Source organism: Epilithonimonas caeni DSM 17710 (assembly GCF_000426465.1).
Taxonomy (GTDB): domain Bacteria; phylum Bacteroidota; class Bacteroidia; order Flavobacteriales; family Weeksellaceae; genus Epilithonimonas; species Epilithonimonas caeni.
The window spans coordinates 394,338-416,572 of the sequence record NZ_KE384527.1 but is presented as its reverse complement, the minus strand read 5'-3'; the positions used below and the strand labels follow the sequence as shown (position 1 = coordinate 416,572).

Annotated in this window: 12 protein-coding genes; 3 read left to right on the top strand and 9 right to left on the bottom strand. The window is 37.9% G+C overall.

All coding sequences use genetic code 11. The annotated features are described in order from the left end of the window. Positions 1–48: 48 nt before the first annotated feature. Complete coding sequence (locus K319_RS0116910) at positions 49–1,656, bottom strand: Na+/H+ antiporter (protein WP_027384679.1); 1,608 nt, start codon at positions 1,654–1,656, stop codon at positions 49–51. Between the two features lie 279 nt (positions 1,657–1,935). Between K319_RS0116910 and K319_RS0116905 the strand changes: the two genes are divergently transcribed. Then, entirely contained in the window at positions 1,936–3,933 is a 1,998-nt protein-coding gene (locus tag K319_RS0116905) for a M13 family metallopeptidase (RefSeq protein WP_394330697.1), read from the top strand. A gap of 398 nt (positions 3,934–4,331) precedes the next feature. Here the strand turns inward: K319_RS0116905 and K319_RS0116895 are convergent, their stop codons facing one another. From K319_RS0116895 to dnaE, 5 genes are all read right to left on the bottom strand, one after another. Next, complete coding sequence (locus K319_RS0116895) at positions 4,332–5,729, bottom strand: GEVED domain-containing protein (RefSeq protein WP_027384676.1); 1,398 nt, start codon at positions 5,727–5,729, stop codon at positions 4,332–4,334. Positions 5,730–5,859: 130 nt separating this feature from the next. Beyond that, on the bottom strand, positions 5,860–7,461 hold the full coding sequence (locus K319_RS0116890) for a T9SS type A sorting domain-containing protein (protein WP_027384675.1): 1,602 nt from the start codon (positions 7,459–7,461) through the stop codon (positions 5,860–5,862). Positions 7,462–7,610: 149 nt separating this feature from the next. Further along, positions 7,611–9,905 (bottom strand): GEVED domain-containing protein, encoded by a 2,295-nt coding sequence (locus K319_RS0116885; RefSeq protein ID WP_027384674.1) that lies wholly within the window; start codon positions 9,903–9,905, stop codon positions 7,611–7,613. Between the two features lie 177 nt (positions 9,906–10,082). Beyond that, on the bottom strand, positions 10,083–11,633 hold the full coding sequence (locus tag K319_RS0116880) for a GEVED domain-containing protein (protein WP_027384673.1): 1,551 nt from the start codon (positions 11,631–11,633) through the stop codon (positions 10,083–10,085). 205 nt (positions 11,634–11,838) lie between these two features. After that, positions 11,839–16,494: a DNA polymerase III subunit alpha gene (gene dnaE, locus K319_RS0116875; RefSeq protein ID WP_027384672.1), complete on the bottom strand. Its 4,656-nt coding sequence runs from the start codon at positions 16,492–16,494 to the stop codon at positions 11,839–11,841. A gap of 151 nt (positions 16,495–16,645) precedes the next feature. Between dnaE and K319_RS20675 the strand changes: the two genes are divergently transcribed. Further along, on the top strand, positions 16,646–17,359 hold the full coding sequence (locus tag K319_RS20675; RefSeq protein ID WP_051230770.1) for a hypothetical protein: 714 nt from the start codon (positions 16,646–16,648) through the stop codon (positions 17,357–17,359). A gap of 60 nt (positions 17,360–17,419) precedes the next feature. Then, entirely contained in the window at positions 17,420–19,489 is a 2,070-nt protein-coding gene (locus K319_RS0116865; RefSeq protein WP_027384671.1) for a S8 family peptidase, read from the top strand. Between the two features lie 87 nt (positions 19,490–19,576). On the opposite strand, the gene pyk is transcribed toward K319_RS0116865, so the two are convergent. Genes pyk through rnc form a run of 3 tightly spaced genes read right to left on the bottom strand, consistent with a single transcriptional unit; the run spans position 19,577 to position 22,230 of the window. Then, positions 19,577–21,022 (bottom strand): pyruvate kinase, encoded by a 1,446-nt coding sequence (gene pyk / locus K319_RS0116860; protein ID WP_027384670.1) that lies wholly within the window; start codon positions 21,020–21,022, stop codon positions 19,577–19,579. After that, positions 21,015–21,488 carry an IPExxxVDY family protein gene (locus tag K319_RS0116855; protein WP_034672016.1) on the bottom strand — a complete coding sequence of 158 codons (474 nt, stop codon included), beginning with the start codon at positions 21,486–21,488 and terminating at the stop codon, positions 21,015–21,017. The genes pyk and K319_RS0116855 overlap by 8 nt, the downstream gene beginning before the upstream one ends. Then, on the bottom strand, positions 21,463–22,230 hold the full coding sequence (gene rnc, locus K319_RS0116850) for a ribonuclease III (RefSeq protein ID WP_027384668.1): 768 nt from the start codon (positions 22,228–22,230) through the stop codon (positions 21,463–21,465). The genes K319_RS0116855 and rnc overlap by 26 nt, the downstream gene beginning before the upstream one ends. Between the last annotated feature and the right edge of the window lie 5 nt (positions 22,231–22,235).

Sequence of the window (22,235 nt, the reverse complement as noted above, 5' to 3'; positions counted from 1 at the left end):
CAATACCGGTTTATTGAAAAGAGCTTCCAAATCTGGAAGCTCTTTTTATTAATGGAAGTTAGGATTTATTTTCAGATCGTTCAGGTCAAGCTGTAATTCTGCTTTTCGGATTTCCTCATCGTCATAGTACTTTTCGCGTCTCATTTGGAAGATCTCGAGTCTTTGCTTGTCGTAGATTTCCTTAAGGATTTCGGAGAATTTATCAATCTCCTGTGTTGTACAATTGTTACATTCCAAAAGGTCGAGCTGATTTTCTGTATTCTCGGTTTCAATAGAGATCTGAGTTTGATAATTTTTCAAAAGATTGCTTTTGTCAATGATATCAGAATAATTAGTATTGATATGACTGAGAGCAAGCCGATTCAATCTGATCTGTATCTGAGCCTCCTGTTGTTCCTGCGGCAGGACAACATCCATGGATGGCATATCGAGTTTTTTTACAATAAAAGGTAATGTAAGTCCCTGAATCACCAATGTTATAAAAATTACGATGAATGTTATAAATAGAATCAGGTTTCTATGAGGAAAAGCTGTTCCGTCTGCCAATGTAAAAGGAATAGAAAGTGCAGTTGCAAGTGAAACAACCCCCCTCATTCCTGCCCAGCCGATGACAAGTGGCCCTTTCCAGCCCGGAGATTGTTCTCTTCTCACCGATTTGAAAAGCCATCTCGGAACAAATGCAGCTGGATAGATCCATAAAAAACGAATAGCAATAGCAACAATACTGATGATAACGCCATATTTGATACCTTCTATCAACGATGCCTCTTCCAGACCATGAATGATAGAGGGAAGGGATAGCCCGATAAGAATGAAAACCATGGCGTTCATTACAAAAATAACAGTTGTCCATACCCCCAGCATATTAAGACGGGTATTTCCGTTTTTGAAGATCTCATGGGACCTGTAGGAGATGAAAAGCCCACCCGTAACCACGGCCATCACTCCGGAGAAATGAAATTGCTCCGCACCTAGATACAGCATGTAAGGTGTCATTATCGTCAATGCAGCGTCAATAGCGGATGTTGTAGGTAAAAATCTATGAATAAGATACATAATTCCAGCACCGATCAATCCAACCACAATTCCCATTCCTGCTACCAGAAAAAACTGTCCCACAGCCTCATGCATAGAAAAGCTGCCGGTCAGTATAGCCGCCAAAGCAAATCGGAAAACGATTAGTGATGATGCATCATTGACCAAGCTTTCACCTTCCAGAATACTTACGATTCTCTTTGGGACAGGCAATCCCTTAAGGACGGATGTTGCAGCAACTGCATCTGGTGGAGAAATAATGCCCCCTAATAGAAAACCAAGTGCTAATGTAAACCCCGGAATCATTGCTTGGGAAAGATAAGCGACAATCAAGGAGGTTGCAAAAACCAACCCGAATGCCAATAAGGAAATTGGTCTTTTCCATTTCCAGAAGTCGTTCCAGGAGGTGTACCATGCGGCTTCGTAAAGTAATGGTGGAAGAAAGATCAGGAAGACCAGCTCGGGGTCAAGTTCTATCTCCGGGATTCCAGGCAGAAAACTGATTATTAATCCAGCTAAGACCAAGAAAATAGGATAGGCGATCTTCATTTTTTTTGCTACCATTACCATCATGAAAACAGAAAAAAGTAAAGCAAGTATCAACAATAAATTATGATGCATTGATGAAAGAATTTAATTATGTTTTTACCGTAAAAATAAGGTTCTGATAATTAAAATCCTATACATTCTATAAATTAATTGAAGAAATAGATTTTCTAATCAGAGATTTTATGTAAAGATTTAGTTGTAAGTGGTTTATACTCCTTGCATTAATTTTAAAGATTGTTATTTTTACATTTCATAATGTCTATTTCTATTGTAACAAATCATGATCATAAAAGACATATCAACTTAAATATTATTATCTATAAAATGAAAAAGACCTCATTAAGTGTATTGATGCTGGCATCACTTTCCAGCCTTACTTTTGCACAGACCAAACAACCTGCTTTGGAACTTAATTATATGGATACTTCCATTCGTCCGCAAGATGATTTTTATAATTATGTGAACGGAACTTGGATGAAAACAGCAAAGATTCCTGCGGATAAACCAAGCTGGGGTTCTTTCACACAGCTTAGAGAAACTACAGACAACAATTCTCTGGGGCTTTTGGATAACATCCTGAAAGAAAAATTTGCAACAGGATCAGAGGGGCAGAAGATACAGGCGCTTTATGAGACTTATATGGATATGAACAAACGTAATGCTGATGGACTTAATCCAATAAAAGCAGATCTTGCAAAAATTGATGCCATTAAAAACTTGTCCGATCTTCAAAAATATCTTACCGAAGCGACCAAAAATGGTGAGAATGCGTTTTATGGCTGGGGTGTTGACGGGGATTTGAAGGATTCTAAAATGAATGCGGTCTATCTTGGAGATGCCTCTTTCGGTCTTGGTAGAGATTATTATCAGAAGGAATCCCCGAAAAATGCCGAGACAATTGCAGAGTACAAAAAATATGTAGCCAAGATTCTAACTGAAATAGGATACAAAAATGCCGATGTAGTTGCCGGGCAAATCGTGGATTTTGAAAAGAAAATGGCAAAAACACTATTGACCAATGAACAGATCCGTGATGCCAATCTACAATACAACCCAAAGACATTGCCGGAACTGAAAACTTTGGTGAAAAACATAGACCTTCCAAAATATCTTGCAGAAGCAGGTGTGAAAACTGATAAAGTGATTATTGGGGAGATCAACTATTATAAAAATCTAGATACATTCTTGACTGAAAAGAATATCCCTTTGATCAAAGATTATCTTAAGTTTCATTTGACTTCCGGAAGTGCTGGTTATCTTAATCAAAAATTGGACGATCTCAAGTTTGATTTTTACAGCAAGTATCTACAAGGGCAACAGGAACAAAGAGCACTTAACAAGAGAGCCTTGTCTTTGATCAATGGCGTTCTTGGAGAGGCCTTCGGTAAAGTTTATGTTGATAAATATTTTACCCCGGAAGCAAAAGCTCAGATGCTTACTTATATAGATTATCTTAAGAAAAGTTTTGGTGCTCATATCAACAACTTGACCTGGATGTCTTCTACTACAAAGCAGAAAGCTCTTGATAAGCTTAATAAATTCACTGTGAAGATTGCTTATCCTGACAAATGGAAAGATTATTCCAAATTGACCCTTAGATCTGAAAAGGATGGAGGAACATTATATTCTAACCTGAAAAATGTGGAAAGCTGGCATTACAGCAAAGAGTTGGAAAAAGTAGGCAAACCTGTAGATAAAACAGAGTGGGGTATGTCTCCGCAAACGGTAAATGCTTATTACAATCCGGTTAATAACGAGATTGTTTTCCCAGCTGCGATCCTTCAGCCACCTTTCTTCAATCCAAATGCTGATGCAGCGGTTAACTTCGGAGGAATTGGTGCAGTGATCGGTCATGAGATGACACACGGATTCGATGACAGTGGTGCCCAGTTTGATGGAGATGGTAACCTGAAAGACTGGTGGACTGCGGAAGATAAGGCCAACTTTGAAAAAGCTACAAAAAGTCTTGCTGCACAATATGACAAATATGAACCGGCAAAAGATGTTCATGTGAACGGAACTTTCACAAATGGGGAGAACATTGCCGACCTGGGTGGAGTTAACATTGCTTATGATGCACTACAAATGTATCTTAAAGATAAAGGTAACCCAGGGAAGATCGATGGGTACACCCCAGATCAGAGATTCTTCCTTAGCTGGGCAACAGTTTGGAGAACTTTGTCAACAGAAAAATATCTTACGAACCAAGTTAAGACGGATCCGCACTCTCCGGGATTCTTCAGAAGTTTTGGACCTTTGGTCAACACAGAGGCTTTCTACAAAGCATTTGATGTGAAAGAAGGTGATAAGCTTTACAAAAAGCCGGAAGAGAGAATCAAGATCTGGTAAAATAGATTTTAAAATAATGATTAAAAGATCCTGTGAATTTCACAGGATTTTTTTGATGAAGCTCTTTTGATATTTTATTAATGATATGTTTTAATATTGGAAAATAATATAACTGAAAATAAGCTCTTAGTTCTTTCCAAATAACCTCTTGATGTTTGTCTAAAAAGGTCTCGACGTTTTGCATAAAACGACGGGAGGTTTTCACTAAAAGGTCTCGACGTTTTCACATGTCTCTACATCCCTTTTTTCATGGGCTTTGTAGAGGTCATTCTTTTTATAATGACATAAGGTATTTAATGTAGGTCAAAAAAATTAATTATAGATTTTAGTTTTGAGAAAGAAATGGAAAATAAAAACCCGCTCGATCGAGCGGGTTTGGTATATTATAATTCTAAGAATTATTTCTTAATTGCTTTGAAGGTTTTTACACTTCCGTCTTCCATTTTAAGATTAACGATATACAATCCTGTTTTCAAGCTTGATAGATCAAGTTCTGCAGACGGTGCAAGAGATTTGACCTCTCTTCCTGAAACATCATTAACAGAGATGGATTTCACACCTTTTACATCGGAGATCTTGAGAACATCATGGAATGGGTTTGGATATACAGAGATTCCTTTCTTGTTTACATCAGATACAGCAAGATTATCAAGTACAGTGATTTTGTAATCCTCTACTTCGCCATCATCACCATTCATGCAAGGATTTTCTACATTACCGGAATAATAGAAAGTTCTGACTCTCATTCTTGTATCTCCTAGAGTAGCACTAGAAGGAACGGTGAAGCTGTACGGGCAAGCAGAACTTAATCCACTGGTTACGTTCGTAGCAGTTCCCAGGTCGTATCTCTCAGAATCTTCGAACACTTTATTCTGGTTCCAATCGATCCACGCAATTTGATATTGAGTATAGTCACCATCAGTATTTACAGAAACACTTAGGTTGTAGCTTTTTCCTTTTGCAAGGTCTGCTCCAATTGTGGAAGAGTAATTAGTGTATTCTGACCCGGCAGCAGTAGTGGTCGTATTATTGATATTCTGTGTTTCTCCGTTTAGTGTAACATTTGTAATGCCATCATTAAAGCCAATATTAGTTGGAATTGAAGTACAATAATCTGATGCTCCGGTAACAAAGCTGCTTTCAGAACATCCAGTTGCTTCGCCTATATTATTTAGAGGAACTATTTTTACATAATATGTTGTGTTGGCAGCAGGGCTAGGAATAGTGTAGCTGGTCGCAGTTACGCTTATACCATTTGCTATATTATAATTACCGGTGCTAGTTCCTAGGTATAATTTATAGCCAGTTGCTCCGGATGCGATAGCCCAATTGATTGTCACAGGGTCGTTCGGGTTTGCGCCATTGCTTGGTAAAGTGTAGGTAGTACAGTTGGGAGCAGTAGTTGGAGGAGGGGAGCATATTACAATTTTTGAGTGATCATCAAACCATGTGCTTCCACAATTTGCGCTTGTATGTGTGTAGAAATAGACTTCGCCATTCGCTGTTGGTGAATAGACTAAGGGTCCTTTTCCATAAACCAAGGGTGTTCCTGACGGAGTTGCAATAGTAATGTAGTAATCCGCTTCTGTAGTGATGAATGTATAGATTCTTCCTGCAGTTAAGCTTACGATAGCATACTCACCACTCCAGCTATCGTCGGTAATAATGTTTTCGGTTGTTCCGTCACAGGTTGATATTGCAATTGGTTCTTCGGGATAGGCATATCCATCTACACATTGTGCATTGACAACGTTGGCTATGCACAACATTGAAAAAGAGAATAAAAGTTTTTTCATAATAATTATTTTAATTGTTAACCAAATTAAGAAAAAAAATTAAAAAATACTATGGATTTGTTAATAAATAATCAAAAAGTCCGTGTCGTTTAAACGACACGGACTAAATGTGGCTTTATAATTCTTAGAATTATTTTTTGATTGCTTTGAAAGTTTTTACGCTTCCGTCTTCCATTTGAAGGTTGACGATGTAAAGACCAGCTTTCAGGCTAGATAGGTTAAGTTCTTCTGTAGCGGCAAGGGTTTTAACTTGTCTTCCTGAGATATCGTTCACAGAAACAGATTTCACTCCTTTTACATCAGAGATCTTAAGAACATCTGTGAATGGGTTAGGATATACAGAGATTCCTTTTTTGTTCACGTCTGATACAGCAAGAGCACTTTGGTAATCGATAGTATAATCTTCTACCTGACCATTGATCATAGTTGTACAAGCTGTTTGTAACGGCGTGTTCATTTCAGTGAAAGTTGGTGGTTGGTAGTTGTATTTCACTCTCATCTTTTTCTTACCAAGAGCAGTTCCTCCAGGAACTGTAATATTACCCGTCAAAGTAACTGGGTTAGCAGTTGTTCCGGTAGTATAAACTTTGGTAGCAAAAGTGTTGAAGTATGATTCTCCGGCATCATCAAAGTCTCCATCATTGTTCCAATCTACAAATACTGCTGTTGCCCATCCGTTTACAGCATTACCATTAGTTCCTCCTAATACTGTTATAGGCAGAGTGGTAACATCATCTTTAACAATAAATTCTGTAGATGTGAAATCCTGATGTACTGGGAAAGAGCCGATAGTAGTAGCTGTAGGGTCAGAAGTATTGGTAACCCCTGCAAAAGTAACAGATTTAATCGGTGCAATTGCAGTAGGTGCTGTTGAGGTAATAGGACCGCAATGGCTTATGTTACTATTAGTTGTGAATGTGATCTCTTGACAACCTGTAGCATCACCTACGTTGTTTGTAGGAACTATTTTTGTGTAATAGGTTGTATTAGGAGAAAGTGAAACATTCAATGAAGTAGAAGCTCCTAATACAGTTGTATTTACTACATCAGACGCTCCTGCAGATGTTCCAACAGTTACCTTATAGCTGGAAGCACCTTCTACAGATGGCCATGTGAAACCTACAGTACCAGCAGAAATTGTACTTCCGTTTGTAGGCGATGTAAATGCAGTACAAGCTGGTGCTGTTGTAACTACAGCCTGCTTCACGACAAGGTCATCTATATATAATGCGCCTGTCGTACTTCCTGTTCTTACCATCCAAGTACCGATACCATAGACTTTGCCAGGTTCAAATGTACCGGCTGGGATTGTAGCAGTAACTGTCCCACATGTTGTAACGGCTGGAGCTGTTAATGTAACACCAGTTCCAACTGTATATATGGACCAGGCTCCTGAAGTTTCATTTTGTACGGCATACATGACATATAGCGTTCCGGTGAGGTTTGCAGCTTTTCTATATTTAAAGCTTACATCTATTTTTTGCCCGTTATCTACTTGTCCATAATAATCTCCTACTTCCAATAGATTAGCAAACCAACCTGTTTGTGTTACCGAAGCACTATAAGTAAGTGAACCCGCTACAGCTCCACTACATACATTGGTAGTGGTTGTGCCACCACCACCAAATTGGCCCATACCAATCATGTCTTCTTCAAAACCTTCAGTGAAGTCATACTGAGCATTCACTCCGATACCTAATGCCAAAAGGCAAGAGAATAGAATTTTTTTCATATTTAATAAATTTATTTAAAACTGATACGAATATAAAGTTTTTTTTCTTTTTGAGAAAGCATATTAACATTAAAATGCAATAATGCTTATTAATAACAAAAAGCCACTCTATTGAGTGGCTTTTTGTTATTAATTAGATTAAGAAATTTTTATTTCTTGATTGTTTTGAAAGATTTCACACTTCCGTCTTCCATATGAAGATTAACAATATACAATCCTTGTCTAAGATTGGATAAGTTGATTTCCACAGATGGGGACAATGTTTTAATTTGTCTTCCGGATACGTCATTTATAGAGATAGATTTCACTCCTTTTATATCAGAGATCTTAAGTATATCTGTGAATGGGTTAGGATAAACAGATATGTTTGATTTGCTTAAATCTGACACAGCCATTGTAGGGCCAGTAATGTTGAGTGTGTAATCTTCAACTTCTCCATAAGTAGATGTTCCACAAGGAAGAGCATTGTGACCAGTTGAAGAGTCTGATAAACGAACTCTCATACGTGTAGTCCCTGTTGCTGCATCTGTAGGGATAGTAATGCTACCTGTCCATGGACCAACTCCAATAGCTGATGTCAATACTAATTCTGTAGTATTATCAAAAACGCCATCTTTATTATAATCAATCCATACTAACACAATGTCACTTGTCCAGGCGTTTGCATTTCCAGTAGCTGTGAATGTATAAGCATTACCTTTTGTTACATTACCTGTAACTGAAGTATAGTCTGAATAACCAGTAAATACTGTAGAGCTATTGTTTATATCTGCAAAAGTTACGTTAGCGATTTTCTCAAAAGAAGTGCTGACATTGGTTGCACTTGCAGTACAATAAACTGCTGCACCTGTTGTGAAAGATGTTTCTGTACAACCGGTAGCATCTCCGATACTGTTTGTAGGGACAATTTTCACATAATAAGTTATATTAGAAGCTAAAACTGTGCTGTACGTTGGTGTAGAAACAAGAGTTCCATTTGCAATATCTGTTCCTCCGGACGTGGTTCCGATGTAAAGTTTATAGCCACTTGCTCCTTCAACACCATTCCATGTCAATACGGCTGGGTTTGGAGTCACATTGGTTGCTCCATTAGCTGGAGAGGCAAGCGTTGTACACGTAGGTGCTGTGGTAGGTATTGTTACAGAAATGATGTAATCTTCCACTTGCCCGTTGCCCATATTCGCACAAGGGTCTGATAATGCTGGGGTTATAGCTGTCGTAGAAGAGTTGAAGTTGTATTTTATTCTCATTCTCTTGTTTCCGGCTGTAGTATTAGCAGGGACAAGTATGTTTCCAGCTAAAACATTTGTAGCGATATTATTTCCTACAAAAGGTGAAGTGGTAAAATATTGTTCGCTTGCATCATTAAAATCACCATCGCCATTCCAGTCAACAAATACTGTCATTCCAAATCTGTTTCCAGCAGCTCCTGTTCCTGTTACGGAAATTGGATATGAAGTACCAACAGTTGCGTTGAAAACAGTGCTTGTGTAATCTTCATACGCTGGACCTCCGGTTGTTGCAGCGGATGTTTTTGTGGTGCCGTTAAATGTAACCGATGATATTGGATATACAGTGGATGATGCGGTGATCGGTCCACAATATGAAATTGTACTATTGGTATTGAATGTGATTTCTGTACAACCTGTTGCATCGCCAACTGAATTTGTAGGTGTAACTTTAGCATATAAGGTTGAACTTGGAGGTAAAGATACATTTAAAGAGTTTCCGGCAACTGTAGTACTCAAAACATCAGAACCTCCAGGCGTTGTACCGACTGATAATTTGTAATTTACAGCTGTTGCAACAGTTGGCCATGTAAATACGCTGTTCCCTGCGGAAACTGTAGATTCATTAACAGGAGTGGTTAATGTTGTACAAGCAGGTGCAGTTGTAACTGTAGCTTGTTGGAAATTAATGTCGTCAACATACACGTTTCCACTTCCGGAAGATCTAACAAACCAAACACCAATTGCGGTTGTTTTGTCGGGTTGTAAAGCTCCTGACGGAATTGTAGCGCTTAATGTGGAGCAGGTTGTAACCGCTGCACTTGTTAATGATGCTGCAGTTCCTACTGGATAAACTGACCAGGTTGAAGTTGCAGGGTCTTGTACCATATATGCGATGCTTAACGTTCCAACGGCTCCAGCGGCTTTTTTATAACCGGCTGTTACAGTTACAGCTTGTCCGTTATTTGTTTGTCCCGTAATATTATTCAATATTACCATATAACCTGTTTGGGCATATGTGGCGCTAATGGCTAACTGTCCGCCATAGGCTCCGTTACATGCGGCCGCAGCTGTTCTGGACCCTCCACCAAACTGTCCATACAGCGTAGTTGAGTAACCGGGAGTTCCTGCATCTTCAAAATCTGCATTGTAGGTAATTTGAGCATTTGCTCCAATACCAAGTGCTAGGCAGCACGAAAGTAAAAATTTCTTCATAATTATTTAATTATTTAACTTATCGCAAAACTAATGATTATTTTTAATAAATTTTACTTATATGTTGTGTTTTTTTTATTCAATTAACTATATGTGTATAATTACGATAAATTTATTGGGTTTCATTAATAAAAAAACCGCTCGAATGAGCGGTTTAAGTATAAAGTGATTTAAAAATTATTTTTTGATTGCCTTGAAAGTTTTTACGCTTCCATCTTCCATTTTAAGGTTTACAATGTATAATCCTGCTTTCAAGTTAGAAAGATTAAGTTCAGCTGCCGGAGCAAGTGACTTAACTTCTCTTCCTGATACGTCATTTATAGAAACTGATTTCACGCCTTTCACATCAGAAATTTTAAGGACATCAGTGAACGGGTTTGGATATACTGTCACTCCTCCTTTGTTTACATCTGAAACAGCCATTACTGGGCCAGCAATATTTAAAGTGTAATCTTCAACTTGTCCATAAGTGGCAGTTCCGCAACCTGTTGTGGCTAAAGTTGAAGCGAACGTTGCAGTACTGTCATAAATCAGTACTCTCATACGTGTTGTTCCTTCTGTTGCTGTTGCAGGAATAGCAATATTAGTAGTTGCACTAGTGTATGTGGTTGAATTTGCTGTAACGTTGATCGTAGCGACTAATTCTCCAGCATCACCAAAAGTTCCATTATTATTGTAATCTATGAATGCACGGATAACATCCCCGGCATAAACTCTATCCGATTTCACAACAAGACCATAGGTACTTTCCTTATTTACATTACCAACAACAGAAGTAAAGTCTTCGTATCCTGGAGGGTAAGGCGTTGTGCTTCCTGGAGAGGTGTTGTTGATGTTGGCAAAGGTGACATTGGTTATTTTGTCGTATTGTGCGCTTGCAGGTCCGCTGGCTGTACAATATGAAACCGTATTGTTTGTACTGAATGTTATCTCTGTACATCCCGTAGCGTCACCAGATAGGTTAGATGGTACTACTTTGGCATAATATGTTGTATTTACAGTCGCAGGGAAAGCATATGAGGTGCCACTTACTGTTCCATTGAATACTTCACTTCCTCCAGAAGTGGTACCAATTGTTAATTTGTAATCTATTGCAGTAGGTGCCGCTGTCCATGTTATTGATGGTTGCCCAGCTGATATGACAGAGCCATTGGTAGGAGATGTAATAGTTGTACATGAAGGTGCGGTAGTTACAACGTTCTGAACAATTTTATAATCAGCAGTTACAATTGTTGAGCTTCCAGAACTTCTAACAAAGAAATATCCATAAGCATAATCTTTAGAGCCGTCCAGCTTCAGTGTTCCAGCGGGTATTGTTCCTGTTAGAGTTGTACATGTTGTTACTGTACTGGATGTTATTGAAGCACTTGCGATAGTATTAACTCCCCAGGTAGTTCCGCCGGCATCTGTGTCGAAATATACTAGGTATAAAGTACCTGCACCAGTTCCTGTTTTCTTGTAAGAAAGTGTAATCGTAGCAGCTTGTCCGTTGTTAGTTTGCGAAGGATCGCTATCAGTTAGGGTAGTTAGGTTGATACCTGCGCCAATTTGCGTATTGGTGGCATTACCTGTTTGTGAAAGGCCTCCGCCAACACAACCAGTAGTTGTTGTGGGAGTAGCAGCAAAATAAATCAAATTAGCATCCGTAGTAGGGTCTGCTGTGTAGTTGTATTGGGCATTTGCTCCAATTCCAAGTGCTAATGAGCACGAAAGTAAAAATTTCTTCATAATTATTTAATTTTTATAATTGAAACAAATATAGTATTTTATTTGTAATTTTTAGCATTATAATTTGGTTTTAATTTATTTTTTTTCGTCAAATTGTTGTTTTTCCATAATTAACAACTCTTTTCCTTCGAAAAAAAATCTATTTAAAATTAATTAAATAGATTTTTTTTATTGAATTTTTTTCGTGATTAGTGACAATTTCGGTTTAATTCAGAAAAACTTCATAATTATTTATTTGATGGATCACCTCCAAAAGATTTTCATTGATATTGATCTTGTGCTGCATTGATACAACTTCCAAAACAGATTGGTCTTCCGGATTCTTGATAAAGAAATTGAGCTTTTGCTCGCCTTGATTCTGAATGATATTTTCTCTGAAGAATTCAATATCCGTCTTTCTCAGAGAATCTAATGGAACAACAATTGACAAACTTTTCGCAAACCTGTCAAAAGCTTCTTTCAGTTCAAGGACCTCGTTTACGTTTACAAATACGCGTCCATCTTTTCCTTGAGAGTACTTGATCTTCATAATGACAAATCTCTGAACTTCCAATTTGTCTTTCAACCGCATATAATCTCTGTCTCCCAAACGGAAAGAGTAGGAGCCGGTGTAATCTTCCAACATCACGAAGGCTACTTTTTCACCACTTCGGAAACCGTCTGCGACTCTATATTCTGTAATGAGTCCGGCGACGGTATATTCTTTGGTATTGTCTTTTTCATTCATTTTGTCTTTCCAGCTTTTCTTTTCTTCAAAAAGTTCTGGCGTTTTTGTAGGGAAAGCCAAATCCTTGAAAGCCTCCACCTCATCAAGATTCAGGAAGTTGAAATTCCCTTTTGGTTCTACCTTTTTCGTAGACTCTTCGATAATTTCTTCCTCTAATCCCGAATCGTCAGAAACTACAATATCCGGAACTTCTTCGTCTGGATTGCTATCTTTTTCTAAAATTGGCGCGACTTCTTCCAGAACAGGCAGGTCATCTCTTTTTTCTTCCAGAACTGCTTTTTTGGAAAGAACGCCCTGCATAAATTGGAATTGGTATTTAAACTCATCTAATGGATGTGCAGAAAGGTAGAAACCGATGATTTCTTTTTCTTTATTCAGTTTGTGCATATTTGGCCATTCCGCACATGGCGCTAATTTTGGTTGTTCAATCTGAACTTCCTCAGCAAAATCTGCAAAAAGCGAATTTTCCATCTCATTTTTGCTGTCCTGAAAACTTTGCCCATATCTAGAAAGTCTTTCAATATTGGTTCTTCCAGATTGGTCGATGTCGAAATATTGCCCCCTGTGATAAGAATCCAGTTCATCAAAAGCACCAGCAATGATCAAGCTTTCAGCAACTCTTTTATTGACTTGTGAAGGCGGAATCCTTTCAAAGAAATCATAGATGTTTTTATATCTTCCATTTTCTCTGGTTTTGGTAATTGCTTCACTTGGTCCTTCTCCAATTCCTTTGATTGCACCCAGCCCAAAACGGATTTGCCCTTTCTCATTTACAGAAAATTTGTACTGGGATTCATTTACATCGGGTCCCAAAACATCCACACCAATCGCTTTGCAATCTTCCATAAACATTGTGATAGAAGCGGTGTTGTTAATATTGTTGCTCATTACACTTGCCATATATTCAGCGGGATAATTGGCTTTTAAGTAAGCGGTTTGATAAGCGATCCAGGCGTAACAAGTCGAGTGGGATTTGTTGAAAGCATATTCTGCAAAGGCTTTCCAGTCATTCCATATTTTTTCTAATCGTTCTTCGTTGAGGTTGTTCTTCCTTCCACCTTCAATGAATTTCGGGTACATTTTATTAAGGACATCGATCTGTTTTTTACCCATCGCTTTTCTCAAAGTATCGGCTTCACCTTTTGTAAAATTGGCGAGTTTTTGAGACAGAAGCATTACCTGTTCCTGATAAACCGTAATTCCGTAGGTTTCTTCCAGATATTCCTCAAGTTCCGGCAAGTCGTAAATGATTTCCTCAGTTCCGTGTTTTCTATTAATGAAGTTCGGGATATATTTTATAGGACCTGGCCGGTATAATGCGTTCATGGCGATTAGATCGGCAAAAACCGTTGGTTTCAGTTCGCGCATATATTTTTGCATTCCGGGACTTTCATATTGGAAGATCCCGATAGTTCTTCCGTCCTTGAATAATTGATAGGTCTTTGCATCGTCAAGCGGAATTGCATCTGGGTCGATGTCGATTCCGTGACGTTCTTTGACGAGCTTTACAGCGTCTTTTATAATGGTCAAGGTTCTTAATCCCAGGAAATCCATTTTCAAAAGACCGGCATCTTCCGCCACCGAGTTATCGAACTGAGAGACTAAAATATCTGCATCTTTCGCTGCAATTGTAATCGGAACCAGATTGCTCACAGGTTCCGGCGTGATGATCACACCACAAGCATGGATTCCTGTATTCCTGATACAGCCTTCCATTTTCTTGGCACTATCCAAAACCGAAAATCTGGAGTCATTTTGGTCTGCAAGAATGGCTTTCATTTCATCCACCAATTGCTGGTCTTCAGGTTTCAGTTTATCGTATTTTGAAAGGGCTTTGGCAATATTCATTCCCGGGCTTGGCGGAATTAATTTTGCAATCATATTGGTTTCCGGAATCGAAACATCCAGAACCCGCCCAGCGTCTTTAATTGCCGATTTTCCTCCTAAAACTGAATAGGTGATGATCTGTGCCACTTGCTCCTGACCATATTTTTCAACCACCCATTTGATGATCTTATCACGGCCTTCATCATCAAAATCGATATCGATATCAGGCATAGAGACCCTTTCCGGATTCAAGAATCTCTCGAAAAGTAGATCATATTTTATGGGATCGACATTAGTGATTCCGATGCAGTAAGCAACAGCCGAACCTGCCGCCGAACCACGGCCGGGACCGACCCAAACGCCCATTTTCCTGGCCTCGTTACAGAAATCCTGAACGATCAGGAAATAACCCGGATATCCAGTGTTGGCAATAACTTCCAGTTCAAAATCCAAACGTTCTTTTATTTCAGGAGTGATTCCTGTTTCCTTATATCTTTTGTTTGCTCCTTCATAGGTCAAATGCGTTAGATAAGCCATCTCGCCTCGTTTTCCGCCATCGATATCATCTTCCGGATTAATGAATTCTGCAGGAATATCAAACTTAGGAAGCAATACATCACGCTTCAAGGTATAGGGTTTGAATTTTGCCAAAAACTCATCATATGCTTCGAAAGCATCCGGATAAGCGAGAAAAGCAGCTTTCAGTTCTTCCGCATTTTTAATATAATATTCATCAGTAGTCAGACCTTTTCTTTTGCCGAATCCTTTTCCGATAGGCGTTGATAATTTTTCGCCGTCTTTGATGCAAGCTAAAATATCCTGAATATTCGCATCGCTTTTATCTGTATAAAAAGTTTCATTCTGAGCGAGGATCTTTACATTGTACTTGTCCGCAAATTGGAGTAGCACCTCATTCAAATGCTCCTCTTCCGGCAGATTATGATTTTGGATCTGAACGTAAAAATCGTCGCCAAATTCCTCTTTCCACCATTGGAACAATTCTTCCCCCTTTTGTTCTCCGATGTTCAGGATTGTGCTGGGAATGTCGCCATTGATTCCGGATGTCAAAGCAATCAATCCTTCTTTATATTGTGCGATCAACTCTCTGCTGATTCTCGGAACTCCGAAATAAAATCCCTTCTGGAAGCCGATACTTGATAATTTGACCAAATTTTTATAACCGTCGAAATCTTTTGCGAGCAAAACAACCTGTGTCCGTCTGTCCGGATCGTCTTTGGTAAATTGTTTTTGCTCGTATCTGTCCGAAATATAAAATTCTGAACCTACAATTGGAATCAGCTGATTGGAATCTGGCTCTTCTTCATTGAATTCCTCGCCTTTTTCTTCTGCCTCAGCTTTTCTTGCCAAATATTCTTTATGCTTTTTTGTGACTGCTGAATTAGCTGCCTCGACCGCCGTAACAAATTTGAAAGCGCCCATCATATTTCCAATATCAACAATACCTACAGCCGAGAAATTATCATCTTTAGCTTTTTTGATGAGGTCATTGATATTCGTAGTCGCAGTCAAAGTCGAGAAAACACTGTGATTGTCAAAATGGAAATATTTACCCAGATCGATCTCATCAATGTTCGTAATGTCAACTTGCTTCTTTTTATTATTGAAACTCGCGACTTGCCTTCTGATGACAATTCCGAATGGTTTTATCGGATCCGGATGGAGCGATTGAAATTCTCTTAATTGAGCTTCGTTGATTTTCAAAACTTCAGTTGGGATTACGCCAATTCTCATCATTTCGAAGAAAACTTGCGCTGTTGCATTCACATCGGCTGCCGCATTATGCGCTTCATCGAATTTGTGTCCGTAGAGTTTTTCGTAAAGTTCTTCTAGTTTTGGAGATTTATATTTTCCGCCTCGTCCGCCTTCCAGTTTACAATAATCTGTTCCAAGTATCATTGTATCGGCTTTTGGTTTTTCCTGAAGATTATCTTTTATGTTTTTTCGGTAAAATTCTGCGCCAACGATGTTGTAATCAAATTCTACATTGTGTCCGGAAACGACTTTTACATTTTCCAAAGCCTTAGAAAATTCAACCAAAATCTCTTCCAGATCACGGCCTTCCTCGTTTGCGATTTTCGTCGTAATGCCGTGGATTCTTGCAGCATTGAAAGGGATATCATAACCTTCCGGTTTGATGATATAATCTTGATTTTCGATCAGGTTTCCATTATCATCGTGGATCTGCCAGGCGATCTGGACCATTCTCGGCCAATTGTCTGAATCTGAAAGCGGAGCGTTGAAATTTTTGGGTAAACCAGTGGTTTCGGTATCGAAAACTAAATACATCTACATAGAAATTTGCGTAAAGTTAGTGTTTTAAAAAAGATTAAAAAATAGGTTTTAAGTCCTATTTTGTTAATTCTTCATAAAAAAGTTAATGCTGGTTAAATCTATTTTATCAGTTGAAATTAAATTTATTTTTGATGAAAAATAGCCTTTGAAAAAACTTTTACCAGTTACACTTTTATTCATTTCACATTTTATTTTTTCTCAGCTGATCAGGGGAAAGATTATTTCTGATTCTGTATCTGTGAGCCAGGTTTTGGTTATCAATATTAATTCTCAGAAAAAAGCTTATTCTGATATTCAAGGTCAGTTTTTCATTGATGCTGATCCTGGAAATGAAATTAGATTTTTGAAAGACGGTTATGAACGGAAAATGATAACTGTAAAAAATCAAAATGACTTGCTCATTCATATTAATAAACTAGCGATAGAGATAGAAGAAGTAGAGGTCAGAAAAAAATTATCCGGAGATTTGCGCCAAGATTCTAAACTTTTTGATGAAAATAAGAAAAAAACCACTTTGAATAATGATTTGAAGGTCTATTTCAAAGCACCTTCCAGTGAGGAATTACTAAAACCAAGACACGGAGAATTTGTACAACCTGTTGGCGGGGGAATCAGTTTTGGAAAGATTCATGACAAATGGACCTTGACAGATCTTATAGATTGGATCAGGGAAAATTTTAAGGATGATTATTTTATTTCGATGGGATTGGGCTTTTCCGAGATCAATTCGTTCTTGTATTATTCACTTCAGAAGTTCAGGACAGGGCATATCCTGAAATACGGATATTGTAGTGATGATGATATTGGCAATTTGAAACTTCACTTTGAAGAAACTTTTAAAAAATTCAGGAATAAATAGTTATATACTTAAAAATGTATTTCATTTAAGTATTTTTTATCTTTGCAAAAAATAACGATAATGAAAAAAATTTTATTCAGTATAAGTTTTTTGTTCTCTTTTTATTTTTCTAATGCTCAAGATCTTAAATTAAGAAATGAGTTCAGACAACAACGTCTGGAGAATGAAAAAAAATTAGATCAGTATTTTCTGACCAACACAGGAAGATATTCTGATAAAGAAAAAGAAGATCTCAAAAGCAGACTCGCCGGTTTTACAGGAGTTATACCAATATTTTATTCTGCCGAGGAAACCGGAGCCAATGCTACGGCCAATGTTGATGAACTGCAAAATGGAACTATTCCCGGAGTTTCTGCTATTACTGGAAATGGGGTGAAAATTACGGTCTTTGATGAAGGCAGGGTGCATGATACTCATGAGCAATTCACTACAAGTAGAGCTGTAAACAAAGAAGCTTCTACTTTGGCTAAGAGTGCGCATACCACTAATGTAACGGGGGTAATTATAGGCAATGGGACGGCCACCGGAAATTTTACCCAAAATAGTGTTCCTTATCCAAAAGCCAATGCAAAAGGAGTTTTGCCTCAAGCTGCTACAGATAATTATTTGTTCTCAACGACAGCTTTAGGCGATAAGTTTGAAAAATTAACAAGTTTATCAGATCTTAATATTTCAAACCATTCTTATGGTGCGAATAATGGATGGAATAAGCCTGGTGCTGCTAATACATACTATTGGTATGGCAATTACGATTTTAGTCATCTTGATACTTACTCTGGTACTTATGGAACAGATGATTCTAAATTTGATAAGATCGTATATTCCCAACCAAATCAGATCATTATAAAATCTACAGGCAACTATTACGGAATTGGTCCTAATGCATCTTCTGTAAAATATAGATATGATACGGTAGCGGGAAATTGGGTGCAATTTGCTTCAGGTGATGAGCTGCCGCCTGCCAATTGTAGTCTTGGCTATAATTGTGTAGGTTATGGTTCTTTAGCTAAAAATATTATTACTGTAGGTGCTGTAAATCAATTGACTACTACCGGACAAAAATATACGCAATCTTCTGATGTTGTCAAATATTCTTCTGGAAGTGCAGGACCAAGAAAAGATGGTGCTGTAAAACCAGACTTAGTGGCAGTTGGTGTTGATATGATCATGCCAAATTATACCTCTAATAGTGTAAATAATTCTTATTTGGTTTCTCTCGGGACCTCATATTCGGCGGCAGTGGTCAGTGGAGTTGCCGGAGCATTGACCCAGGTTCAAAGGAATTTACAAAGTAACAGTACATTTATTTTCAAGGCAGATGAAATGAAAGCGTTGTTAACGCATACAGCCAACGAAGCAGGAAGGCCCGGGCCTGATGTCTGGTATGGATGGGGGCTTGTGGATGCTAAAAAAGCTGCTCAGGTTTTAGTAAATAAATTAACTGAGGATGCTGTTTTTAGTAGAAATACGTTACAGTCTGGGAATGTATTTACTAAAGAAATACAGGCTACAGGATCTGAGCCACTTAAGGTAAGCATCTCATGGGTAGACCCCGCTGCTGTACCTTTTATAACAGATGATGATATGCAGAATAATCACGCTTCCAGGCTTGTGAATGATCTGGATCTGAGAGTAGTAGAGGTAAGTTCTGGTGCAATTTATTATCCTTGGAGATTGGACATCAATGATCCAAATGCCAATGCCACAAAAGGTGATAATACAGTGGACAATGTGGAACAAGTTGTCATAGACAGCCCGACAGCAGGAGCAATCTATAGAATAGAAGTAGGAAATAAGACTTCTCTTGTGAACCAAGATGGGAATCCAGCGACACAAGATTTTGCTTTGGTTGCAACTGGAACTAAGAAAATAGCTACGATGTCTGTAAATAATTCAATTAAAGACGATGTAAAAATCTACCCGACACGAACAAAAGATGTAGTGAATATCAACCTTCAAAATGAGGCAGAGAGAATTGCTCTTTTTGATATGAATGGGAAAATGTTATTTGAGACAACTGATAAAGCAAAATCTCAAATCATTAACCTAAATAAATTCCCAAGCGCTGTTTATGTCATTACAATAAAAACCAGATCAGGGGCGATTTCTAAAAAGATTATTAAGGAATAATATTCATTGAGTTTTAAACATAAAAAAGGCACTAAATCTACATTTAGTGCCTTTTTTTTATTAAGTATTTCTACATCTCTATCATGATTAGATTGTAGATAATCTCAAAGTATTGGTTTTCCCTCCATTATGAACTGGCATCGCATTCAGATTCACTACGAAATCTCCTTGCTCTACAAAACCATAGTTGTGAGTCAGCATATTGACCTGGATCACAGTTTCGTCAGTAGATTTTTGCATGTCATAATAGAACGCTCTTACCCCCCAAAGAAGATTCAACATGGTGATAACACGCTTGTTGTTGCTGAAAACAATAATGTGAGAAGAAGGTCTGTGTGCGGATATTTGGAAAGCTGTGTAACCAGAGCTTGTTAACGTTACAATTGCTTCAGATCCGGTAGATTTTGCAATGTCAACAGCAGAACGACAAACCTTATCTGTGATGAATCTCTCATCCACACAATTGATCTTTTCCTCGATCACGTGGTTTAATTTTCCATAAAGTGGAGTTTGTTCGATATTCTTTACGATCTTTGCCATGTTTCTTACAACATCTACAGGGTATTTCCCTACGGAAGTTTCTCCGGAAAGCATTACTGCATCAGCTCCGTCTAATACAGAGTTTGCAACGTCATTTACTTCCGCTCTTGTAGGTGTTAAACTGTTGATCATCGTCTCCATCATCTGAGTTGCAATAATCACAGGCTTGGCATATAATCTGGCTTTATTCACCAGGTTTTTCTGGATCACAGGAACTTGCTCCATAGGAACTTCTACTCCCAGGTCTCCTCTCGCAACCATAAGACAATCGCATTCCATCAAGATCTGATCGATGTTCTTAACACCTTCCGGTTTTTCTATCTTAGCGATGATAGGGGTTTTTGTCTTGTTCGTTGGATGTTTTGCCATCAATTCTTTTAGATCGATGATATCCTGTGCGTGACGTACAAATGATAGAGCTATCCAATCAAACTCGTTATCGAGCATGAAGTTAGCATCCTCTATATCTTTTTCTGTAAGTGCAGGTAAGGAAACATTCGTATTTGGAAGGTTTACCCCTTTTTTAGAACTCAAAGGTCCGCCTTGTATCGTTTTGGCTCTTACTGTATCAACATTGTTGGTTTCGATAACTTCAAATACCAATTTTCCATCATCGATAAGGATTCTTTCTCCAACTTTTACATCCTGAGGAAACTTCTCGTAAGTCATATAAACTTTTGTAGCATCTCCTTCCAGTTTTTCATTAGTAAACGTCAAAACATCTCCCGGATTAAGGAATGAACCTTCTTTCACGACACCAACTCTAAGCTTCGGACCTTGCAGATCTCCCAAAATAGAGACGGAGTAGCCATATTCTTTATTGATCTCACGAATCAGATCGATATTTCTTTTTACCAATTCATAATCGGCATGTGAAAAATTTATTCTAAATACATCGCAACCAGCTTGTATCATCTGTATCATTGTTTCCTTGCTAGAAGTAGCAGGTCCCAGTGTTGCAATTATTTTTGTCTTTTTTAGGTTTTTATTCATAGTATTGAATTAATTGATAAAGTTCCTCTTCAGAACTCAATGGATATTCCTGAATATGGAACGCGAAATTTTCCGGGAGCAAAATTAACGAAAAATCCCCAAATATATCAGAATTAGTTAAAAGGTAATCCACATCTTCGTGTAGATTTAGTAAATATTTAATATTTGATTCATCTGAAAAAAGTAGATCTTGCACTTTCTTCTCTACAGCGAGAATCGATTTGTTGGAAATAAAACTATAGCAGTTCTTGGTGGCTCGGTCATAGGCCTGATATCGGGAAAAATAATAGTCAAAATATTCTCCTTTGACAAAGATGTCGCTGATTCTCTTGAATTGGAACTGATTGACCTTATTAATGAAAAAAAACAATTCGTGCTCTGGGATTGGTCTTGTAAGCCTTATCAATCCAATGGAGATCTCTGTATGATCTACTTCAAGCTTAAGATATTGTTTTTTGATTTTCAATAATATTTTCTTTTTTGCTTAGCATATAAAAAGCCCTTTGCGCTGCTTTTTCTTCGGCTTTCTTTTTTGAGGTTTCCACAGCATTTGCAATTTTCTCATTTTGCAGCCATACATGACAGCGAAATACAATTACTTTATTCGGCTGAAATTCCTCACACGTCTCGTATCTGATCGGGATCTTTTTCTTTTGGCTCCATTCCAGCAAAAGACCTTTGTAACTTATGATCTTGTTTTCCAGTTTATTAATGGTAGAAGGTGTAAGAATTCTTTCCAAAACTATTTTCTTACAAAATTCATAGTCTATATCCAAATAGATAGCGCCTATCAATGCTTCCAGAAGATTTCCCGAAATATTCTCACTAAGTATGGTCTGGCTGATATCAGATTGCAGAAGATGACTAAGTTTTAGGTCATCGCCTAATTTGTTAAGATTCTTTCTGTTAACAATCTTGGACTTCATCTGGGTAAGATAACCCTCATTTCCATTAGGATATGTCTGAAAAAGATGACAGGAAATGATGGTTCCTAAAACAGAATCCCCTAAAAACTCTAGACGTTCGTAATTTTTTTTACTCGTGCTTTTCGAAGAAGACTTTAAAGAGAAAGCTTCTTTGAAAATTTCCAAATCATGGACGTTGTAGCCAACTATTTCTGAGATTTTTTTTCGAAAAATAATGTCTTTTTCCGAAAGTTTTATTCTGTTTTTAGGAAGGAATTTAGAAAAATAATTTTTCAACTCCATAAAAA

Bases quoted from the DNA above. Each gene is read 5' to 3' on its own strand.
- K319_RS0116910 (WP_027384679.1), bottom strand. From the start codon at position 1,656: ATGCATCATAATTTATTGTTGATACTTGCTTTACTTTTTTCTGTTTTC.
- K319_RS0116905 (WP_394330697.1), top strand. From the start codon at position 1,936: ATGCTGGCATCACTTTCCAGCCTTACTTTTGCACAGACCAAACAACCT.
- K319_RS0116895 (WP_027384676.1), bottom strand. From the start codon at position 5,729: ATGAAAAAACTTTTATTCTCTTTTTCAATGTTGTGCATAGCCAACGTT.
- K319_RS0116890 (WP_027384675.1), bottom strand. From the start codon at position 7,461: ATGAAAAAAATTCTATTCTCTTGCCTTTTGGCATTAGGTATCGGAGTG.
- K319_RS0116885 (WP_027384674.1), bottom strand. From the start codon at position 9,905: ATGAAGAAATTTTTACTTTCGTGCTGCCTAGCACTTGGTATTGGAGCA.
- K319_RS0116880 (WP_027384673.1), bottom strand. From the start codon at position 11,633: ATGAAGAAATTTTTACTTTCGTGCTCATTAGCACTTGGAATTGGAGCA.
- dnaE (WP_027384672.1), bottom strand. From the start codon at position 16,494: ATGTATTTAGTTTTCGATACCGAAACCACTGGTTTACCCAAAAATTTC.
- K319_RS0116865 (WP_027384671.1), top strand. From the start codon at position 17,420: ATGAAAAAAATTTTATTCAGTATAAGTTTTTTGTTCTCTTTTTATTTT.
- pyk (WP_027384670.1), bottom strand. From the start codon at position 21,022: ATGAATAAAAACCTAAAAAAGACAAAAATAATTGCAACACTGGGACCT.
- rnc (WP_027384668.1), bottom strand. From the start codon at position 22,230: ATGGAGTTGAAAAATTATTTTTCTAAATTCCTTCCTAAAAACAGAATA.